This is a genomic window from Microbacterium sp. B24 (genome assembly GCF_000333415.1).
Taxonomy (GTDB): Bacteria; Actinomycetota; Actinomycetes; order Actinomycetales; family Microbacteriaceae; genus Microbacterium.
Map to the genome: position 1 here is coordinate 1 of NZ_BADB01000392.1, position 20,710 is coordinate 20,710.

Annotated in this window: 20 protein-coding genes; 14 read left to right on the top strand and 6 right to left on the bottom strand. The window is 70.4% G+C overall.

The genetic code is table 11. From position 1 onward, the window contains the following. A partial coding sequence (locus tag I5I_RS11690; RefSeq protein ID WP_036319649.1) for a TetR/AcrR family transcriptional regulator occupies window positions 1-374 on the bottom strand: 374 nt, incomplete at its 3' end. A gap of 147 nt (window positions 375-521) precedes the next feature. Between I5I_RS11690 and I5I_RS11695 the strand changes: the two genes are divergently transcribed. Together I5I_RS11695 and I5I_RS16100 are read left to right on the top strand one after the other, a co-directional pair. Next, window positions 522-1,247: a hemerythrin domain-containing protein gene (locus I5I_RS11695; protein WP_051039602.1), complete on the top strand. Its 726-nt coding sequence runs from the start codon at window positions 522-524 to the stop codon at window positions 1,245-1,247. Beyond that, the gene (locus I5I_RS16100; RefSeq protein ID WP_051039603.1) at window positions 1,244-1,672 is read left to right on the top strand and encodes a BphX family protein; all 429 of its coding nucleotides are present in this window, start codon (window positions 1,244-1,246) and stop codon (window positions 1,670-1,672) included. Before I5I_RS11695 ends, I5I_RS16100 begins: the two co-directional genes overlap by 4 nt. Here I5I_RS16100 and I5I_RS11705 read toward each other — a convergent pair. Then, window positions 1,659-2,105, bottom strand: a complete 447-nt coding sequence (locus tag I5I_RS11705; RefSeq protein ID WP_239640107.1) for a TetR family transcriptional regulator C-terminal domain-containing protein — start codon at window positions 2,103-2,105, stop codon at window positions 1,659-1,661. The genes I5I_RS16100 and I5I_RS11705 overlap by 14 nt on opposite strands. A gap of 254 nt (window positions 2,106-2,359) precedes the next feature. Here I5I_RS11705 and I5I_RS11710 point away from each other — a divergent pair, with 254 nt between their 5' ends. From I5I_RS11710 to I5I_RS11730, 5 genes are all read left to right on the top strand, one after another. Then, entirely contained in the window at window positions 2,360-3,409 is a 1,050-nt protein-coding gene (locus I5I_RS11710) for an agmatine deiminase family protein (RefSeq protein WP_036319652.1), read from the top strand. Continuing rightward, window positions 3,406-5,148 (top strand): amidase, encoded by a 1,743-nt coding sequence (locus tag I5I_RS11715; RefSeq protein ID WP_036319655.1) that lies wholly within the window; start codon window positions 3,406-3,408, stop codon window positions 5,146-5,148. The genes I5I_RS11710 and I5I_RS11715 overlap by 4 nt, the downstream gene beginning before the upstream one ends. Next, a complete protein-coding gene (locus I5I_RS11720) occupies window positions 5,145-6,521 on the top strand; it encodes a pyridoxal phosphate-dependent decarboxylase family protein (RefSeq protein ID WP_036319657.1) in 1,377 nt (458 codons plus the stop codon). Before I5I_RS11715 ends, I5I_RS11720 begins: the two co-directional genes overlap by 4 nt. An 85-nt stretch (window positions 6,522-6,606) precedes the next feature. Continuing rightward, window positions 6,607-7,089: an Lrp/AsnC family transcriptional regulator gene (locus tag I5I_RS11725; protein WP_036319660.1), complete on the top strand. Its 483-nt coding sequence runs from the start codon at window positions 6,607-6,609 to the stop codon at window positions 7,087-7,089. Further along, a complete protein-coding gene (locus I5I_RS11730) occupies window positions 7,086-8,468 on the top strand; it encodes an aspartate aminotransferase family protein (protein WP_036319663.1) in 1,383 nt (460 codons plus the stop codon). The genes I5I_RS11725 and I5I_RS11730 overlap by 4 nt, the downstream gene beginning before the upstream one ends. Before the next feature lie 115 nt (window positions 8,469-8,583). Here I5I_RS11730 and ald read toward each other — a convergent pair whose 3' ends face one another. Beyond that, complete coding sequence (gene ald / locus I5I_RS11735; RefSeq protein ID WP_036319666.1) at window positions 8,584-9,657, bottom strand: alanine dehydrogenase; 1,074 nt, start codon at window positions 9,655-9,657, stop codon at window positions 8,584-8,586. Window positions 9,658-9,798: 141 nt separating this feature from the next. Between ald and I5I_RS11740 the strand changes: the two genes are divergently transcribed. The 6 genes from I5I_RS11740 to ppsA all read left to right on the top strand — a co-directional run bounded on the left by I5I_RS11740 (window position 9,799) and on the right by ppsA (window position 17,863). Then, window positions 9,799-10,272 carry an Lrp/AsnC family transcriptional regulator gene (locus I5I_RS11740; protein ID WP_239640108.1) on the top strand — a complete coding sequence of 158 codons (474 nt, stop codon included), beginning with the start codon at window positions 9,799-9,801 and terminating at the stop codon, window positions 10,270-10,272. A 213-nt stretch (window positions 10,273-10,485) separates the two neighbouring features. Further along, window positions 10,486-11,850 (top strand): APC family permease, encoded by a 1,365-nt coding sequence (locus I5I_RS11745; protein ID WP_275427330.1) that lies wholly within the window; start codon window positions 10,486-10,488, stop codon window positions 11,848-11,850. Between the two features lie 80 nt (window positions 11,851-11,930). Next, window positions 11,931-12,860: an ABC transporter ATP-binding protein gene (locus tag I5I_RS11750; RefSeq protein WP_036319672.1), complete on the top strand. Its 930-nt coding sequence runs from the start codon at window positions 11,931-11,933 to the stop codon at window positions 12,858-12,860. Further along, window positions 12,857-14,473: a polyketide antibiotic transporter gene (locus tag I5I_RS11755; protein WP_036319674.1), complete on the top strand. Its 1,617-nt coding sequence runs from the start codon at window positions 12,857-12,859 to the stop codon at window positions 14,471-14,473. Before I5I_RS11750 ends, I5I_RS11755 begins: the two co-directional genes overlap by 4 nt. A gap of 155 nt (window positions 14,474-14,628) precedes the next feature. Continuing rightward, window positions 14,629-15,444 carry a pyruvate, water dikinase regulatory protein gene (locus I5I_RS11760; RefSeq protein ID WP_036319677.1) on the top strand — a complete coding sequence of 272 codons (816 nt, stop codon included), beginning with the start codon at window positions 14,629-14,631 and terminating at the stop codon, window positions 15,442-15,444. A gap of 31 nt (window positions 15,445-15,475) precedes the next feature. Further along, complete coding sequence (ppsA, locus tag I5I_RS11765) at window positions 15,476-17,863, top strand: phosphoenolpyruvate synthase (RefSeq protein ID WP_036319680.1); 2,388 nt, start codon at window positions 15,476-15,478, stop codon at window positions 17,861-17,863. Here the strand turns inward: ppsA and yczR are convergent, their stop codons facing one another. Beyond that, a complete protein-coding gene (yczR, locus tag I5I_RS11770; protein WP_036319683.1) occupies window positions 17,864-19,246 on the bottom strand; it encodes a MocR-like transcription factor YczR in 1,383 nt (460 codons plus the stop codon). Between the two features lie 139 nt (window positions 19,247-19,385). Between yczR and I5I_RS11775 the strand changes: the two genes are divergently transcribed. Then, window positions 19,386-19,727, top strand: coding sequence for a hypothetical protein (locus I5I_RS11775; protein WP_036319686.1), 342 nt, complete (start codon window positions 19,386-19,388; stop codon window positions 19,725-19,727). On the opposite strand, the gene I5I_RS11780 is transcribed toward I5I_RS11775, so the two are convergent. After that, window positions 19,667-20,425 (bottom strand): MBL fold metallo-hydrolase, encoded by a 759-nt coding sequence (locus I5I_RS11780; protein ID WP_036319689.1) that lies wholly within the window; start codon window positions 20,423-20,425, stop codon window positions 19,667-19,669. The two genes, I5I_RS11775 and I5I_RS11780, sit on opposite strands and share 61 nt — an antisense overlap. Before the next feature lie 48 nt (window positions 20,426-20,473). After that, window positions 20,474-20,710 (bottom strand): HNH endonuclease (locus tag I5I_RS11785; RefSeq protein WP_036319692.1); only part of this gene is annotated, 237 nt, incomplete at its 5' end.

Here is a 20,710-nt window from a genome sequence, read left to right on the forward strand (position 1 = left end):
GCGGCGCGCAGCGTCCGCAGCAGCGCGGCGATGCGCGCGTTCGCGGCGGTCATGAACGCCGCGTACATCGCGATGAGCCGCTCCGGATCGGGCTCCGCGATGATCTGCTGCATCGGGTCGGTGTCGTTCAGCGACGCCCAGCCCTCACGATCCGCAAGGGCGCGCTCGTACGCCGCGGCCAGGAGCGCATGCTTGGGCCCGTGCAGATTGACCGTCTGCACCGACACGCCCGCCGCAGCGGCGATCGCCTTCAGCGACGTGGCGGCGTAGCCGTCGCGGACGAACAGCTTCGCGGCGGCATCCACGATCCGCGCCCGCGTCGCCGCCGCTTCGGCCTCGCGCAACGGCGACGCGTACGGCTTTCTCCCGCTCATCGTGCCCCCTTCGACGTCCACTGTAGTCGGTATTGACTAGATTGACGATCTAATGAATAGTGTGACGCACAACCCATTTCCCGAGAGGAATCCTCGTGCCGTCTCTCCTTGCCGCCCCTGCCGCGGCCCGCATACAGGTCCGGCGCCGTGGCTGCTGAACGCCTTCCGGCGACCGGATCACCCACCGAGCCCGACGCCGACCCCCGGTCGGGCTCGTGGGGATGCGACACCGCCGACGTCGTGATGTTCCACCGTTTCCTGCGCATGGTCTTCCGCGATGCGGGGAGCGTCGTCGACGCCGTGGCCGACGGCGACCGCCGCCGCACGACGCTCGCCGTGCGGCATCTGCGCCAGATCGCCCACGCACTGGAGAGCCACCACCACGGCGAGGACATGTTCCTCTGGGACGACCTCGAGCGGCGCTCACCGGCGTGCGCCCTCCACGTCGGGCAGATGCGCGCCCAGCACGCAGAGATCGAGAAGCACCTGACCGCTCTCGGCGCGAGCGTCGACGCCTGGCGTGCCAGCGCGCGACGCCGCGAGGCCATCGCGGTGCGGGAGCAGCTCGACCGTCTCACTGCGGCGCTCGACGATCATCTCGGCCAGGAAGAGATCGACATTCTGCCGGTCGCCGCCACGTCCTTCACGCCGGCGGAGTGGGGGCGCCTCGAACACCACGGACGGCGCACGGTGCCGCCGCGGTGGCTGTTCATCCAGCTGGGATTCATGCTCGAGTCCATGCCTGCCGCCGAGCAGGGGGCGTTCCTTCGGGCACTGCCCGCTCCCGCCCGAGCCGCCTGGAGGCTGGTCGGACGCTCGTCGTTTCGCAGACACCGCGCCCGCTTGTTCCCGGCGAGGAGAACCACGACATGAAGAGTCTCACCTGGTGGTATCGCGTGACGGGCGTGGTCTACGTTCTTCTCGGTCTCAGCTGGCTCCCCGTCGTCACCATGGCCACGGTGAGCCAGAAGATCCCCGACTTCGACGGTACCCCCGGGGGCACCGCAGTGACGGGGTTCGCCGACTGGATGCTGGTGTTCAGCCTCGACCTGTTGGTTCTCGGCGCGTTCCTCCTGGTCGGCTCACGCCGCCCGATGGCCTGGCTGCCGCTGCTCTGGCTGACGATCGCGCTGGGCGTCGTCCGCGGCATCGCCGACGACGTCTACATGATCGCGCGCGGGTACCCACCCCTGCCGTTCCTCGGGTTCATCATCCTGCACGCGGCGATCATCGCGTGGGGAGCGCTCGCCTGGCGCGGCGTGCGAAGACAGACCGGCGCCCGACTCAGTCCGCGCTGAGAGCACCGACCTCGACGCGCAGCAGTCCCGCGACGGCTCGTCGCAGCGGCGAGACGGGATCGATGTCCGACCCCCACCCCACGAGCCCGTGGGCACCGAGCCCGTCGATCATCGCCAGCAGATGCCAGGCGAGCGGCTCCGGATCGGCCATCGGAATCACCCCGGCATCCATTCCCCGCGCGATCTCGGCGGCGATCACGGCACGCCAGGCATCCATCGCCGTGCGCACCCGCTCGGCGAGCGGGGCGTTGCGCGTGCCGAGCGCCCACGCCTGCACCCAGACGAGCGTGACGTCCCGGCGGTGCGGGTCGAGCGTCTCGCGCAGCATCGCCCCCAGTCGTGCCGGCGCGGGCGCGTCGGGAAGCAGCGCGCGCACCTCGTCGAGCTCGGCCGAGACGATGTCGAAGAACGTGTCGGCGACGAGGTCGTCCATGCTCGGGATGTAGTGGGCGACCAACCCCGGAGGCCACGCCCACCCGCGCGGCGACGGCACGCAGCGTGACCGCGTCCAGCCCCTCGGCGAGCGCGAGCTCGCGCGCGGCGCCCGCGATCTGATCGCGCCTCTGATCGGCGCTCATCCGCGCCCGTCCGGCAGTTGACGTCGACGGCATCCGCTCGCTACCCTCCGATGAGTTGATCATGTGATCAATAAGCTACTCCAGGGCCGGACGAGAGTCGAGGATGCCGATGAGCTGGCGGATGCCGAGCGAGACCGCGCCGCACGCGCGCACATGGATGGCCTTCCCCGTGGAGGGACCTACGCTCGGCGACAGCGCCGCCGAGCGCGAGGAGGGCTACGCCGCGTGGACGGAGGTCGCCGCCGCCATCGCCCGGTTCGAGCCGGTGACGATGATCGTCGATCCCGCCGAGACGGCGCGCGCACGGCGGATGCTGCCCGGCGAGGTCACGATCCTCGAGGCGCCGGTCGACGAGTTCTGGATGCGCGATCACGGCCCGACCTTCGTCGTGGACGACGAGCGCCCCGGCATCCTGGGCGCCGTCGACTGGATCTTCAACGGCTGGGGCGCACACGACTGGGCGCGCTGGGAACGCTCTGCCGAGCACGCCCGCATCGTCGCGGCCGAGGTCGGCGCAGAACTCATCTCCTCGACGCTGGTCGCCGAAGGCGGAGGCTTCCACGTCGACGGCGAGGGCACCGTGCTGCTCACCGACACGGTGCAGCTCGACCCGCGCCGCAACCCCTACGCCGATCGCGCGCGCGTCGAGGCGGAGTTCGCCCGCACCCTCGGCACGACGACGGCGATCTGGCTTCCGCGCGGCCTCACCCGCGACTACGACGATTTCGGCACGAACGGCCACGTCGACATCGTGGCGACCTTCCCCTCTCCGGGCCGCGTGCTGCTGCACACCCAGCGCGATGCGGCACACCCCGACCACGCCGTCAGCGCGGCGCTGCGCGAGCTGCTCGCCGGCCAGACCGATGCCGCCGGACGCCGCCTCGAGATCGTCGAGCTGCCCGCGCCGGCGACCCTGCGCGACGACGAGGGCTTCGTCGACTGGAGCTACGTCAACCACCTCGTCGTCAATGCCGGCGTCATCGCCTGCGGCTTCGGTGAGGACAGAGCGGATGCCGAGGCCCGCGCGATCCTGGCCGATGCGTACCCGGGGCGCGAGATCGTCACGGTCGACGCCCGCCCGATCTTCGCGCGCGGCGGCGGCATCCACTGCATCACTCAGCAGCAGCCGGCGCTCGGCGGGCAGGAGGTCCGGCGATGATCGACGTCGTCGAAGCCTCGATCGCCGAGCTGCGCACCGCCCTCGAGACGGGGCGCACGACCGCCGTCGAGCTCGTCGAGGCCTACCTCGCGCGCATCGACGCCTACGACGGACCCGACACCGCGACCGCGCTCAACGCGGTCGTCGTGCGCAACCCCGACGCGCACGCGGAAGCAGCCGCCTCCGACGCCCGCCGCGCCCGCGGCGAGGTGCTCTCGCCGTTGGACGGCATCCCGTATACCGCGAAGGACAGCTACCTCGTCCGCGGGCTGACCGCGGCATCCGGCTCGCCCGCCTTCGCCACGCTCGTCGCGCAGCGCGACGCCTTCACGATCGAGCGGCTGCGCGCCGGGGGTGCCATCTGCCTGGGGCTGACCAACATGCCGCCGATGGCCGGCGGCGGCATGCAGCGCGGGCTCTACGGCCGCGCCGAGAGCCCCTACGCCGCCGATTGGCTCACCGCCCCGTTCGCCTCGGGCTCCTCGAACGGCTCCGGAACGGCGACGGCGGCCTCGTTCGCCGCGTTCGGCCTCGGCGAAGAGACCTGGTCGAGCGGACGCGGGCCGGCCTCGAACAACGCGCTGTGCGCCTACACACCCTCGCGCGGCGTCATCTCCACACGCGGCAACTGGCCGCTGGTGCCCACGCAAGACGTCGTCGTGCCGCACGCGCGCACGATGGCCGATCTGCTGGAGATCCTCGACGTCATCGTCGCGGACGACCCCGACACGCGCGGCGACTTCTGGCGGACACAGCCGTGGGTGCCGCTGCCGCGCCCGTCCGCGGTGCGCCCCGCGTCGTACCCCGCCCTGGCCGACGGCGCGACGCCTGCGGGACGGCGGATCGGCGTACCCCGCATGTACATCAACGCCGACCCGGATGCCGGGACCGCTCCGACACCCGGCATCGGCGGGCCGACCGGACAGCGCATCGAGACGCGCGCGTCGATCATCGCGCTGTGGGAGAAGACCCGCGCGGCGCTGACCGCCGCCGGGGCGGAAGTCGTCGATGTCGACTTCCCGGCCGTGTCGAACTACGAAGGCGACCGGCCCGGAGCGCCGACGATCTTCACCCGGGGGCTCGTGACCCGCGCCTACCTGGATCGCGAGATCCTCGACCTGTCGGCGTGGTCGTGGGACGACTTCCTCGCCGCCAACGGCGACCCGAAGCTGCACACGCTCGCCGACGTCGACGGCGCGCTGATCTTCCCGCACCCCGCCGGCGCCCTCCCCGACCGCTACGACGGCTTCGACGACGACCTGCCGAGCTATCCCGACTGGGTGCGAGCGCACCCGGGCATCACCTGGCGCGACATGCCCGAGCTCGAAGACGGCCTTCGCGGCCTGGAGCGCACGCGAGAGGTCGACCTGGAGGAGTGGATGGACGGCCTCGGCCTCGACGCCGTCGTCTTCCCCGCCGTCGCCGATGTCGGCCCCGCCGACATGGACGTGAACCCCGCCTCCGCCGACCTCGGTTGGCGCAACGGCGTCTGGGTCGCCAACGGCAACCTCGCGATCCGCCACCTCGGCATCCCGACGGTGACCGTTCCGCTCGGGCTGATGGACGACATCCGGATGCCGGTGGGACTCACGATCGCCGGGCGCTCCGGCGACGATGCCGCCCTGCTGCGGCTCGGGTGCGCGATCGAGACACTGACCGACGAGCGGCCGGTGCCGCCGCGGACTCCCGCCCTCCCGGTATCCACCCCCGCCCCTTCTTCCTCCGAGGATCATTCATGACCGATGCCGCCCGTATGCACGACGTCACCGCCGAGACCCGGCGCATCGTCGACCTGGTGCTCGACTACTCGCGCGAGCGCCTGCTCGCCCAGGACACCCCGCTGGACAAGCCGCTGCCCGCCGCGGAACTCAGCCGACTGGCGGGGCGGACGATCTCCGAAGAGGGGGTCGGCGCCGAGCGTGCGCTCGGCGTGTTCACGCACGTGCTGGCCCCCGCCTGCATCACGACCGACGACCCGCGGTACCTCTCGTTCATCCCGACCGCGCCCACGAAGGCGGCCGCGGCCTTCGACCTCGTCGTGTCGGCGAGCGCCCTCTACGGCGGCTCTTGGCTGGAGGGCGCCGGCGCCGTGCACGCCGAGAACGAGGTGCTGCGCTGGCTGGCCGACGAGTTCGGCCTGCCGGCATCCGCGGGAGGCGTCTTCGTGCAGGGCGGCACGCTCGGCAACCTGTCCGCGCTCGTCGCCGCGCGCGAGGCGGCGCGCGCGCACCGGACCGACACCGGTGCCGCCGCGCCGACCCGCTGGGCGGTCGTCTGCAGCTCGCAGGCGCACTCCTCGATCGCGTCGGCGGCGCGCGTCATGGACGTCGACGTCATCACGGTGCCGACGGATGCCGACGGCGTGCTGCGCGGCGAGGCCGTCGCGGCGGTGCTCGCCGACGTGCACGAGCAGGTCTTCGCCGTCGTCGCGACGGCCGGCTCGACCAACTTCGGCATCGTCGACGACATCGACGGTGTCGCGGCGGCAGCCCACGCCCACGGGATCTGGCTGCACGTCGACGGCGCCTACGGCCTCGCCGGCATGCTCTCGCCCCTCGCCCGCCACCTGTACGCCGGAGTCGAGCAGGCCGACTCGGTGATCGTCGATCCGCACAAGTGGCTGTTCGCCCCGTTCGATGCGTGCGCGCTCATCTACCGCGACCCCGAGCAGGGCCGACGCGCGCACACCCAGCACGCGGAGTACCTCGACACCCTGACCGACCGCTCCGACTACAGCCCCTCCGACTACGCCGCACACCTCACCCGTCGCGCCCGCGGCCTGCCGCTGTGGTTCTCGCTGGCCACGCACGGCGCGGCCGCGTACCGCGAGGCCGTCAGCGCCTCGATCGTGCTGGCCCGGCGGATCGCGGATGAGATCGAGGCGCGCTCCGGCTTCTCGCTGGTGCGCCGGCCGCAGCTGGGCGTGGTCGTGTTCGAGCGCGACGGCTGGACGCGCGCCGACTACGAGGCCTGGTCGCAGCGCCTCCTCGACGTGCAGCACGCGTTCGTGACGCCGTCCAGCCACGATGGCCGCCCCAACGCCCGGTTCGCGATCCTGAACCCCCGCACCACGTTCGACGACCTCACCGGCATCCTCGACACCATGCACTGAGCGCCGCACGTCGCACGGGAGCCCGCCCGGTGACGTCTGAATCAGTCTTGATTATTCACTGCCGCGATTGATATCGTCGCCGATCATGCCTCAAACGACGGAAACCGCACCTTCGCGCCGACAGCCGCTGGATGCCGCATCCAAAGCGATCATCGAGCAGCTGCAGGAGGACGGGCGCCGACCCTACGCCGAGATCGCGAAGGCCGTCGGCCTCAGCGAGGCCGCCACGCGCCAGCGCGTACAGAAGCTCGTCGACCAGGGCGTGATGCAGATCGTGGCCGTCACCGACCCGCTCCAGCTCGGCTTCGCCCGTCAGGCGATGATCGGCATCCGGGTCGCCGGCGACACCCGCGGCATCGCCGCGCGGCTGTCGACCCTGCCCGGCATCAGCTATGTGGTGTCGACGGCGGGCTCGTTCGATCTGCTCGTCGAGGTCGTCTGCGAGAACGACGACGACCTCATGGACCTGCTCAACGAGCAGATCCGCGCCCTTCCCGAGGTGGTCTCGACCGAGACCTTCGTCTACCTCAAACTCCACCGTCAGCTCTACAACTGGGGGACACGATGACCATCGACGACGCCGACCTGCAGGCCAAGGCCCGCGACCACCTCTGGATGCACTTCGCACGCCAGTCGGTGATGACCGAGGGCGCCGGCGTGCCCATCATCGTCAAGGGCGAGGGCCACCATATCTGGGACTCGCGCGGCAAGCGCTACATCGACGGGCTCGCGGGCCTGTTCGTCGTCAACGCCGGCCACGGACGCTCCCGCATCGCCCAGGCCGCGGCGAAACAGGCGGAGGAGCTCGCGTTCTTCCCGCTCTGGTCGTACGCACACCCCTCGGGCATCGAGGCCGCCGACCGCATCGCGAACCTCGCGCCCGGCGACCTCAACCACGTCTTCTTCTCCACGGGCGGCGGCGAGGCGGTCGAGACCGCGTTCAAGCTCGCCAAGCACTACTGGAAGCTGCAGGGAAAGCCCACCAAGCACAAGGTCATCTCCCGTGCCATCGCGTACCACGGCACCACGCAGGGCGCCCTCGCGATCACCGGCCTGCCCGTCATGAAGCACATGTTCGAGCCCGTCACCCCGGGCGGCTTCCGCGTGCCCAACACCAACTACTATCGAGCCGCGGAGGCCGGCTTCGGCGGGGGGACGCCCGAGGAGTTCGGCCTGTGGGCGGCCGACCGCATCGAGCAGATGATCCAGTTCGAGGGTCCCGAGACGGTCGCCGCCGTGTTCCTCGAGCCCGTGCAGAACGCGGGCGGATGCTTCCCCGCTCCCGCGGGCTACTTCCAGCGGGTGCGTGAGATCTGCGACCGCTACGATGTGCTGCTCGTCTCCGACGAGGTCATCTGCGCCTTCGGGCGCCTGGGCCACTATTTCGGCGCGCAGGCCTACGACTACCAGCCCGACATGATCACGTTCGCGAAGGCCGTCACCAGCGGCTACGCGCCGCTGGGCGGCACGATCGTGAGCGACCGCGTCTACGAGCCCTTCGCGCACGGCGATCTGTCGTTCCCGCACGGCTACACCTTCGGCGGCCACCCCGTGTCCGCTGCCGTCGCCCTGGAGAACCTCGACGTGTTCGAGGAGGAGAAGCTGCTGGAGAACGTCCGCGAGAACTCGCCCGTCTTCCGCGCCACGCTCGAGAAGCTCCTCGACCTGCCGATCGTCGGCGACGTGCGCGGCGACGGCTACTTCTTCGGCATCGAGCTGGTCAAGGACAAGGCCACGAAGGAGACCTTCGACGACGACGAGTCGGAGCGGCTGCTGCGCGGCTTCCTCTCCAAGGCGCTGTTCGACGCGGGCCTGTACTGCCGCGCCGACGATCGCGGCGACCCGGTGATCCAGCTCGCTCCGCCGCTGACCATCGGCCCGGCCGAGTTCACCGAAATCGAGCAGATCCTGCGCTCCGTGCTCACAGAAGCCTGGTCCCGCCTCTGACCCCCCTCCCCCACCCCGCCGAGCCGCCATCTTCTCGCCGAGCCGCCATGTTTCGACACGCGAAAACATGGCGGCTCGGCAGAAACGTCGCGGCTCGCGAGCTTGGTGGGCGAGGTCAGGCGAGGATGCGGGTGTCGATGACCTCGCCGCCGCGGATCGACAGACCCGCACGCAGCGAGGCGTCGGCCTCGAGCGCCGCATCGGTGCCTCGATCGGCGAGCGCGAGCGTGTACCGCAGCGTCGCGTTGGTGAGAGCGAGGGTCGAGGTCAACGGCACCGCTCCCGGCATGTTGGCAACGGCGTAGTAGATGGCGTCGTGCACCCGGTAGGTCGGATCGGTGTGCGTGGTCGCATGCGTCCCCTCGAAGCAGCCACCCTGGTCGACCGCGATGTCCACGAGCACCGAGCCCGGCCGCATGCGCTCGACCATGTCGAGCGTCACGAGCTTGGGCGCCGCCGCGCCGGGCACCAGCACCGAGCCGATGACGAGGTCGGCGTCGGCGACGAGGTCGGCAATCGTCGAACGCGTCGACACGCGCGTGTCGACGCGGCCGTCGAAACGCTCGTCGAGCCGGCGCAGCTGCGGGATCGACAGGTCGACGATGGTCACGTGCGCGCCGAGTCCCACGGCCATCTGTGCGGCGTGGGTGCCGGCGACGCCGCCGCCGATCACGACGACACGGCCGCGCGGTGTGCCGGGCACGCCGCCGAGCAGGATGCCGCGTCCCCCGGCCGGACCGAGCAGCTGCTGCGCGCCCACCTGCACCGACAGTCGGCCGGCGATTTCGCTCATCGGGGCCAGCAGCGGCAGCGACCGGTCGGGCAGCTGCACCGTCTCGTAGGCGATGGCGGTGGTACCGGCATCCAGGAGAGCGGTCGTCAGCGCCGGCGCGGCGGCCAGATGCAGGTAGGTGAACAGCGTCAGGTCCGAGCGCAGGAAGCCGTACTCGGGCGCGATCGGCTCCTTGACCTTCACGAGAAGGTCCGCGCCGCCCCAGACTTCGGCGGCCTCGGCCACGATCTCGGCCCCAGCGGCGCGATAGGCGTCGTCGCTGAAACCCGACCCGACGCCGGCTCCGCTCTGGATGAGCACCCGGTGGCCGTGTGCAGAGAGCTCGTCGACCCCCGTGGGCGTCATGCCGACGCGGCGCTCACTGTCTTTGATCTCTGTGGGAACACCGATGATCATGGGCGGGACTCCTTCGACATGGTCCGCGGGAAAGGGAGTGGAGCGGTGCAGCGCGATCACGATGTCAGTCCGCCCGGCTCTCGACAAGGGCCGCCGAAGATTCGTTCAAACTTGCGGATCTCGTCGAACTATGCTCGGCACATGTCCACTTCTGCCGCGAATTCTTCGCTGGATGCCGCCGATCTCCGACTCATCGACGAGTTGCGCGACGATGCCCGCCAGCCGCTGAGTCGTCTTGCGGCGACCCTGGGCGTCGCGGCGTCGACCGTGCACGCACGCATCTCGCGCCTCGTATCGCGCGGGGTGATCCGTCGCTTCACGATCGACGTCGATCCGGGAGCACTGGGGTACCGCACCGAGGCTCTGGTCTCGGTGCGGATCCGCCCGGGGGCACGCGCGCAGCTGACCCGCTTCGCCGAGGAGCTGCGCACCCACCCCGACGTCGCCCAGTACTTCTATGTCGCCGGCGCGGAGGACTTCGTGATCCACTTCCGCGGGCGCGACAGCGCCGACCTGCGCTCTTTCGTCACCGACCACCTCTCCACGCACTCCATCGTCGCGGCGACCAACACGAGCCTCATCTTCGAGCGCACCGACGGGCTACGCGGGGTCTGAGCCCACACCCTTCGTCCGCGAACGGGCGATCCCCGGTCGAATCGTCCGAACATGGTGCCCACGCGTCATCGGAGGTGACGGCGACGCTACACAAACGAAACAGGGCGACCCTAGTATTCGAGCACCCGAAACACCTCACCATCAGGAGGAATCACGAACGAGTCACTGGCCGCCACGTCGGCATCCTCTCGCTCCGCCACCCTTGCGCGCTCTCTGGGAGTCTGGTCCATCGTCGGTCTCGGCCTCGGCTACATGACTCCGACGGTCGTGTTCGACACCTTCGGCAATGTCGCCGTGGAGACCAACAACGTCGTCCCCGCCGCCTACGCGCTCGCCCTCGTCGTCATGGGCTTCACCGCGATCAGCTACGGCAAGATGGTCGGCGTCATCCCGAGCGCCGGCTCCGCGTACACCTACGTCCGCGAGTCGATGCACCCGAGCCTCGGCTTCCTCGTCGGCTGGACGTCGCTCATCGACTACCTGCTGCTGCCGATGGTCAACGCCCTGATCCTGCGCAGCTACATGGAGGCGCTCTTCCCCGACATCCCGGGATGGGTGTGGGTCGTGGCCTTCACCGCGGGCGTCACCGGGATCATCTACCTGACGATGCGCGGCACCTCCAACGTCAACATGATCCTGCTGATCTTCTCGATCGTGGTCATGGCGGTGTTCGTCGTCATGGTCATCGTGCAGTTGGTGCAGGGCGCCGGCGCCGGCACGGTCGCCTCCGTGCAGCCGTTCTTCCACCCCGAGGTCGAGTTCGGCGCGGTGCTGGCCGGTGCGACCATCGTCTGCTTCTCGTTCATCGGCTTCGATGCGGTGACGATGTACGCGGAGGAGGCGAAGAACCCGAAGACCATGCCGCGCGCGATCCTGCTGACCGTGCTGGTGGGCGGCGCGATCTTCCTCGTCGCGGCCTACTTCACGCAGCTGCGCTTCCCGGCCCACGAGGCGTTCCCGCCCGAGGCGATCGCCGACTCGACGCTGCCGGAGATCGGCTCGCAGGTCGGCGGCATCGTGCTGCAGTCGGTGCTGACGGCGGCGGGCTTCGCAGCCACGCTGGCGTCGTGGCTCGCCTCGCACGCGTCGGTCGCGCGCATGCTGCTGGTCATGGGCCGCAACGGCGTGCTGCCCAAGCGCTTCTTCGGCTACATCAGTCCGCGCACCCACACACCCGCCTTCACGGTGGTGCTGGTCGGCATCGTGAGCCTGGCGGCCATCGCCTTCACCCTCGATCAGATCGTCGACTACATCAACTACGGCGCCCTCATCGCGTTCACCTTCGTGAACATCTCGGTGATCGCCTGGTTCGCGGTTCGCCAGGGACGTCGACGGACGCCGCGCGACATCATCAACTACATCGTGATGCCCGCGATCGGCATGGCGCTGACCGGACTGCTGTGGGTGAACCTGGACGACCACGCGCTCATCGTCGGCCTCATCTGGACGGGGCTCGGGCTCGTGTATCTCGTCTTCCTCACCCGAGGGTTCCGTCGCCCCGTGGTGTCGTTCGATGAGAACCAGCCGGTCACCGGTTTCAACAAGATCGTCGAACCCGGGCCGCGCTCGCAGATCTGAGCGCAGTCCTCGACGCACCGGGGGTAAAGGGCGGGTGTCGCATCTACCGCGGCACCCGCCCTCGGCGTAGCATCCGGCGCATGACAGCCGTCATCCGCACGGACGCCCTCACGAAGCACTACGGCCGCGTGCACGCCCTCGACGGGCTCGACCTCGTCGTCGAGGCGGGCCAGGTGCACGGCTTCCTCGGCCCCAACGGCGCGGGCAAGTCGACCACCATCCGCATCCTCCTCGGCCTCGCACGTCTCACCTCGGGCACGGCGACCGTACTCGACGCCGACCCGTGGGGCGATGCCGCGCGTCTGCATCGAAGGGTGGCGCCGGTTCCCGGCGACGTGAGTCTCTGGCCGAACATCTCCGGCGGCGAGGCCATCGATCTGCTCAGTCGCCTCCGCGGCGGAGGCACCGGCCCGCACTACGCCACCGCGCGGCGGCGACTGTGCGACGCCTTCCAGCTCGACACCCGCACGAAGGGACGCGCCTACTCGAAGGGCAATCGGCAGAAGGTCGCGCTCATCGCCGCCTTCGCCGTCCCTGCCGAGCTCTACATCTTCGACGAGCCCACGAGCGGTCTGGATCCGCTGATGGAGGTGGTGTTCCGCCAGGAGGTCGCGCGAGTGCGGGATGCCGGCGCCACGGTGCTGCTGTCGAGCCACATCCTTTCGGAGGTCGAGCTGCTCTGCGACCGGGTGTCGATCGTACGGGCCGGGCGCATCGTCGACACGGGCTCTCTTGCCGAGATGCGCCATCTCACGCGCACCGAGGTGTCGTTCGCGGCATCCGCGCGCGCGACCCCGGCTACAGCCGCGACCGTGCCCGGCGCCGAGGACGTGCGGGAGGAGGGCGGGCGGATCTCGCTGACGCTCGCCGGCGATGCCGTCGCCCTGGCTCTGCCCCGCCTCGCCGAGCTCGGCGCCGAAGGACTGCGCATCGCGCCGCCGTCGGTGGAGGAGCTGTTCCTGCGCCACTACGGCGTGGGCGCAGAGCCGAGCGAAGGCGCCCGGCGGTGAGACCGTTCGGGCTGCTGCTGCGCCAGCGCCTGCGGCGCGACGCCGTATCGCTCACCGTCTGGATCCTCGGACTCGCCGCCCTGGCCGCGGCCGGATATCCGGGCGTGCGGGGGTCATACGGCGACGAGCAGGAACGCCTGGCTCTGCTGGCCACGGTCATGACGAACCCCGTCGTGCTCCTGTTCCGTGGGCTTCCTTCCGGCGCGTCGGAGTCGCAGCTGGTCTCCTTCCTCCTGCTGCCCTGGCTGCTGCTCGTCGTCGCCCTCATGTGCTCGTTTCTGGCGGTGCGCCATACCCGCGGGGATGAGGAGGACGGCCGTCTCGAGTTGGTGTCGGCCACCCCGGCCGGGCGCACCGCGCCGCTCGCCTCGACCGCCGTGCACGGCATCGGCGTCGCCGTCCTCTCAGGCGCGGTGGTCGCTCTCCTCTTCATCGGCAATGGCGCGCCACCGGCGGGAGCAACACTGACCGGAGCATGCTGCACACTCGTCGGCACGGTCTTCCTCGGCGTCGGGCTCGTGGCCGGCGAACTCATGCCCTCCTCGCGCGCCGCCAACGCGCTGGCGGTGTGGATCCTGGTCGGCACGTTCGCCCTTGCCGGCACCGGGAATGCGCTCGGGACGCCGAACGCCGACCTCACCCGGATGACGAGCTCCGCCCTGACGTGGTTCTCGCCGTTCGGCTGGGCCGAGAACACCCGCCCGTTCGATGCCGACGACCCCCTTCCTTTGGCGGCCGCGGCACTCGCGACGTTCCTCCTCCTCGGCGCGTGCGCCCTGCTGCACGCGCGCCGCGACCTGGGAGCCTCCTTCGTCCCGCCACGCGTCGGTCGCGCCGAGGCGCGACCGGGCTTCGCGACACATCTGGCGCTGGTGGTGCGCCAGAGCCGTGCTGCGGCTGTCGGCTGGATCGTGGCAGGGATGCTCGTCGGCATTCTGTCGACGTCGCTCGCCGGTCTTGCCGGGCGGATCGGCCAGGGGAACGCGGCCGTCACCGCGCTGCTGGAGGCGTTGAGCGGAACGTCCGAGGACCTCTCACGCGGTCTGGTCGTGATCTTCTTCGTCATGCTCGGAGTCATCGCGGCGTGCGCCGCAACACAGACCGCTCTGCGCGCGCGCCAGGACGAGACCCGCGGGACGGCGGAGCTGGTCCTCGGTACCGCACTCACACGCACGCGGTGGCTCGCCGACCACATCTCGGTCGCCGCGACCGCCGCGGTCCTCACGATCGTGGCGGGAATCGTCGGCGCCGCTGTCGGAGCGCTTACCGGGGGCGTCGATGGCGGGCTCCTGCGCGATGCGGCGGTGGCCGGTGCCGGGCAGATCGTCCCGGCTTGCCTGTTCGCCGCGGTGACCGCCGCCCTGGTGGTCGCGCTTCCGCGTGCGGCGGTCGTGCTCGCGTGGGCGCTGCTGGCCGTCGCCGCCGTCGTCGCGCTGTTCGGCCCGCTCTTCGGTCTGAGTTCGTCGCTCGTGGACGCCTCGCCCTTCGCCGCCGCTCCCGTACCGAGCGGAAACGGCGTCGATCCGCGCGGCGTCGCCGTGCTCGTGGTGGTCGCGGCATCCGCGGCCCTCATCGCGCTTGCGGGCATGCGCCGTCGCGAGCTCCGGTCCTGACGCGGGGCGAAATCCTGCCCGAACGACAAGAAGCGGCATTCTTTCACTTGAGAGCGAGCGGAGAGATACGTCATCTTTCGTAGCCTCGAAGCAATCGGTCGTAGGACCGCCGCCCGATCTGCCGTCGGGATCCGCCGAGACGACGAGGAGCGCACGTGACCACCACGCCCCGTGCCGCCTACTTCGTCTCCGACTCGACAGGCATCACCGCGGAGACGCTGGGGCGGGCTCTGCTCGTCAACTTCCCGGGGGTGTCGTTTCGTCACCACACCGTGCCGTTCGTCGACTCGGCCGAGGGCGCCGCCGCGGTCGCCCGAGAGATCGACCGAGCGGCGGATGCCGGGATGCACCCTCTCGTGTTCCACACCGTGCGCTCCCCCGCCGTGGCGCGCGTGCTCGGCGGCGCGCGGGCGACGCACATCGATCTGCTGAGCGGCCACCTCACCGAGCTGGAGGCGGCGCTCGGAACGACCGCGTCCGAGCAGCTCGGCTCCTTCCACACGGTCGGCGACACCGAGCAGTACTTCGCCCGGATGCGCGCGGTCGAATACGCCATCGAGCACGACGACGGTCAGAGCATGCGCGCTCTCGATCAGGCCGACGTCCTGATCGTCGCGCCGTCGCGCTGCGGCAAGACGCCGACGACCATGTACCTGGCACTGCAGTACGGGCTTCTCGTGGCGAACTACCCGCTGACCGACGACGACTTTCCCACCGAGGGCCTCCCGCGAGCGATCGCCCCGTTCGCGGCGCGCTGCTTCGGGCTGACGACGACACCGCTGCGACTCAGCCAGGTGCGTCACGAGCGCAGGCCCGACTCGACCTACGCGAGCCTCGCGCAGTGCACCCTCGAGCTGCGGCGCGCCGAGGACCTCTACCGGCGTACCCATATCCCGTTCGTGAACTCGTCGACCAAGAGCGTCGAGGAGATGTCCGCCGTGATCATGCAGTCCCTCAAGCTCCGCGCCTGAGCATCGCCCCTCCCACCGAAAGGCCCGACACATGAGCAGCATCCTCTGGTTCGACCAGCTCGGCATGGCCGACCTCCCCGCCGTGGGCGGAAAGAACGCGTCGCTCGGCGAGATGGTGTCGCACCTCGCCGCCGCCGGGGTGAGCGTTCCCGGCGGCTTCGCAACGACCGCCGACGCCTATCGCGAGTTCCTGGCCGAAGGCGGGCTGCGCGAACGCATTGCGGCGGCGATCGCCGAGGTCGATGTCGAGGATGTCGCGGCCCTCACCCACGCCGGCACGCAGATCCGGGCGTGGGTGGAGGAGCAGCCCTTTCCCGCAGATCTCGAGTCGTCGATCCGCACCGCGTACGAGCGACTGACGGCGGAGCACCCCGATGCCTCGTTCGCGGTGCGCTCCTCGGCGACCGCTGAGGACCTGCCCGACGCCTCTTTCGCCGGGCAGCAGGAGACCTTCCTCAACGTCGCCGGCATCGACAACGTGCTGGCTGCGATCCGCTCGGTGTTCGCGTCGCTGTACAACGACCGCGCCATCGCGTACCGCGCTCACCACGGGTTCGACCACGACGAGGTCGCCCTGTCGGTCGGCATCCAGAAGATGGTGCGCTCCGACGTGGGCGCTGCCGGTGTCATGTTCACCGTCGACACCGAGTCGGGCTTCGAGAACGCCGTCTTCATCACCAGTTCGTACGGACTCGGCGAGGCCGTCGTGCAGGGAGCGGTCAACCCCGACGAGTTCTACGTCTCGAAGGTGGCACTGCGCGCGGGCCGTCCGGCGGTGCTCAAGCGCTCGGTCGGCGAGAAGGCCATCGCGATGCGCTACACCGATGCGCGCGAAGCGGGAGCCTCGACGCGGTTCGAAGACGTTCCGACGGCAGAGCGTCGACGGTTCTCGATCGATGACGCCGACCTGGTCGAGCTCGCGCGCCAGGCGCTGATCATCGAGGAGCACTACGGCCGGCCGATGGACATCGAGTGGGGCAAGGACGGCGTCGATGGTCGGCTCTACATCCTGCAGGCTCGACCCGAGACGGTCGTCTCGCGCGTCGAAGCCGGGGTCATCCGCCGCTTCGTGCTGGACGCGCGCGGTGAGGTCGTGACGGCCGGGCGGGCGATCGGTCAGCGCATCGGCGCGGGACCGGTGCGAGTGCTGCGCAGTCTCGACCAGATGGCCGACTTCCAGCCGGGTGAGGTGCTCATCGCCGACATGACCGATCCCGATTGGGAGCCCATCATGAAGCGCGCGAGTGCCATCGTGACCAATCGCGGCGGTCGCACGTGCCACGCCGCGATCATCGCGCGCGAGCTCGGCATTCCCGCCGTCGTCGGCACGGGCGATGCCACCGCCGCGCTCGTGGACGGAGAGGAGGTCACCGTCTCGTGCGCGGAGGGCGACACGGGGTTCGTGTACCGCGGCATCCTTCCGTTCGAGGAGGAGGTGACCCGGCTGGATTCCATGCCGGAGGCGCCGGTGAAGATCATGATGAACGTCGGCACGCCCGATCAGGCCTTCTCGTTCTCACGGCTGCCTCACCGCGGTGTCGGGCTGGCGCGGCTGGAGTTCATCATCAACCGACAGATCGGCATCCATCCGCGAGCGCTGCTAGAGTTCGACGCGCTGGACGGCGAGCTGCGCGCCCGCGTGGCCGACGCGACCGCCGCCTACGACGCGCCGCGCGACTACTTCGTGCGGCGGGTCGCGGAGGGCGTGTCGATGATCGCGGCGGCGTTCTGGCCCGAGCCGGTGATCGTGCGACTCAGTGACTTCAAGTCGAACGAGTACGCCAACCTCGTCGGCGGGGAGCTCTACGAGCCGCACGAGGAGAACCCGATGCTGGGCTACCGCGGCGCCTCGCGCTACATCTCGCCCGACTTCCGCGCCTGCTTCGACATGGAGTGCGAGGCGCTGCGGTTCGTGCGCGACGAGATGGGCTTCACGAATGTGCAGGTGATGGTGCCGTTCGTCCGCACCGTCGGTGAGGGCCACGCGGTCGTGGAGCTGCTGGCCGAGAACGGCCTGCGCCGAGGCGAGAACGACCTCAAGGTCATCATGATGTGCGAGCTGCCCTCGAACGCGCTGCTCGCGGATCAGTTCCTGGAGTTCTTCGACGGATTCTCGATCGGGTCGAACGACATGACCCAGCTGACCCTCGGCCTGGATCGCGATTCGGCGCTCGTGGCCTCCACGTTCGATGAGCGCGATCCGGCCGTGCTGCGCCTGCTGTCGATGGCGATCAGCGCGTGCCGTGCGGCAGGGAAGTACGTCGGCATCTGCGGGCAGGGACCGTCGGATCATCCCGATCTGGCGGAGTGGCTCGTCGCGGAGGGGATCGAGTCCGTCTCGCTCAACCCCGACACGGTCGTCGAGACGTGGCTGCGACTGTCGAAGACCGTGGAGGCGACAGCTCCGCAGGCCGGGTGATCACTCCGCGCGCCACACCCGCCCGAGCCGCTCGATCGCGGCGTGGAGCAGCTCGTCGGGAGAGGTGAACGGGATGCGGAGGTGGTCGTCGGCGGGTGCGGATGCCGAGAACTCCGACCCGCCGGCGACCGCGACGCCCGCCAGAGCCGCACGCCGCGCAAATGCGGTCGCCGAACCCGAGGGCAGGCGCGCCCAGAGCGAGAGCCCGCCGCGCGGCACGTCGAAGGTCCAGCCCGGAAGGTGCTCGTGCATCATCGGGACCAACCGCTCCAGCGCCGCGGCGTGGGTGGCGCTCGCGTCGCGGCGCAGGGCGGGCGCGTTGTCGAGAAGACCCAACGCCAAGTGCTGCGCCGGGAGGCTGGCGGCCTGGTCGACGAGCTGCCGCGATGCGCGCAGCCGCCGGATGAGCACGGGATCAGCGCGCGCCCACCCGATGCGCAGTCCCAGCCACGCCCATTTCGACAACGAGTCGACGACGATCACGGGCGCATCCGGCCGCAGCGCCGCGAGCGATACGGGAACGACGCCGTCGAAGGAGATGCTCGCGAGTACGCGGTCTTCGATGACACGCACGCCGTAGCGGGCGGAGAGTTCAGCGACAGCCAGACGCGATGCCGGAGGCATGCGTGATCCGGTCGGGTTGTGGTGGTGGGGGTTGAGGGCGATGAGGACAGGGCGCAGGGCCACGATCGCGGCCTCCAGGGCTTCCACGTCGACGCCGTCCGGCGTCATCGGCACCCCGTGCACGCGCGCTCCCCGCCGCCGGACCGGGTCGACGAGACCCGGCCAACTGAGCTCCTCGCTCAGCACGACGTCGCCCGGCGCGACGAGCTCGTCGATCACGAGGCTCAGCGCCTGCTGGGCGCCGCTGGTGACGATCACCTGCTCGGGCGTCGTCGGCGTGCCGTCGTCGGTCAGCAGTCGCGCGATACGCTCGCGCACCTCGGGCAGGCCCGCGGGGTCGGAATCGGTGGCCGTCGCGGCGACGAGGGCGGCATCGAACCCGCGCACGATCTCGATCGTGCGCGCAGGGATGCGCGGCACCGCGCGCAGGAGGTCGATGGCGGCGGGCGCGGCCTGGAAGAGGCTCTCGCCCTGCGAGCGCCGGGCCGGCAGCGCGATCGCGGCGCCCGCGACGCGCGTGCCGCTGCCCTGACGCCGTTCCAGCACGCCGCTGTCGGCGAGCGCGGCGTAGGCCGCGACCACGGTGCCGCGCGATACCGCGACGGCCGCGGCGAGCGCGCGCTCCGAGGGCAGTCTGTCACCCGGGCGCAGTTCTCCCGAGCTCACGAGCGCCCGCAGAGCAGCGGCCAGACTCGCCGTCAGAGACCCATCGGAGTCGGCCCAGCGACCCAGCCGTGCCGCCAGCGCCGTGGGAGACACCGCTGCGGCACGGTCCGTATCGGCCAATCGTGTGACCACTCGCGGCGAAGTGGCCCTGTCGTGAGCGTTCATCGAGACCGATTCTGGTCCAATGACCCGCCGCCCTGTGACCCCCCTTCCTCAGAATCAGCCAGCCACCATGCCACTTGAGTCGGAGTGGACCATCGCACGCGTCATCGATTGGCTCGCGGACGACGACCGCGGCGGCGACACGGACGGTCACGACGCCCTCGATGCCCACCGCGACACGCTCGGCGCGATCGACGCGGGCATCGCGCGACGACTCCGTCAGCCCGCATGCCCGCCCGGTGCGCGAACGGCGATGCTGGTCCGGTCCATCACGACCGCGACGCGGCGGCATCCGGCGCTCTGCACGCTCACGGTCGCCGACCTCGTCTCCGGGACACCGGTCGAACCGCGTCAGAGCGGCAACGGCACGCCGGCGGCAGGCACACGCAACCTGTCGGCGAGTCCCGCGTAGGCGAACTCACGCTCGAGGCGGTCGATCGTCTCGGTGAAATGGTGCCATCCCTCGGCATGCACCGGAACGATGATCGCCTCGCCCAACGCCCGTGCGGCCTCGACCGCGGTGCGCGCGTTGAGGGTGAGGTCGCTGTCGCCGAAACGCCCGACGTTGGCCGCACCGGTGAACAGGACGGCGATGTCGATCGGGCCGACGCGTTCGACGATCTCGGCGACGAGCGCACTATCGGCATTGTCGCCGGAGACGTAGACGACGGGCTCGCCCGCGGCGCGCAGGACGAAACCCGTCACCGGCCCGGAAAGCTCCTCGGCGCCGGCCGGACCGTGGAGAGCCGGGACGGCGATGATCTCGACACTGCCGACGGTGTGGCACTGCCACGACGCGAGGCCGTGGATGCCCTCGATGCGCGAGGCCGCTGCGGGCGTGGAGAGCACGGTGGTGGCGCGCGCCAGGAACGCGCGGCCCGCGGCATCCAGGTTGTCGGGATGCTGGTCGTGCGACAGGAGCACGACGTCGATCCGGCCGACGTCTTCGGGCGTCAGGGCAGGACCGGTGAGCTTGTGCAGCGTCACCGTTCCCGACGGGTAGTCACCCGGCTCGTCGAACGTCGGATCCGTGAGGACGCGGATGCCGGCGTACTCGATGATCGCCGTGGGACCGCCGACGAGAGTGAGCACGGGGCGCGGTGAGGTCATCCTCCCATTCTCTCTCGGCCCACGACCTCCGCCGGAGCCGAGCACGCGTCAGTGGGTGAAGACGGGGAGGGTGCGTTCGGGCGCGACCACGTACCGGCGTCCGTAGGGGGAGATCCATTCGAGCGATCCGGAAGAGGTGCCCTCGCTGAGTTGGCGCACCTGCCAGCCACCGTGGTGTTTGACGGTGTGGTGTCCGCGACACAGTGGGGCGAGGTTGGTCAGCGCGGTATGGCCGCCGTGTTCCCAGGCGAGGGTGTGGTCGAGGTCGCATCGGTCGGCGGGCAT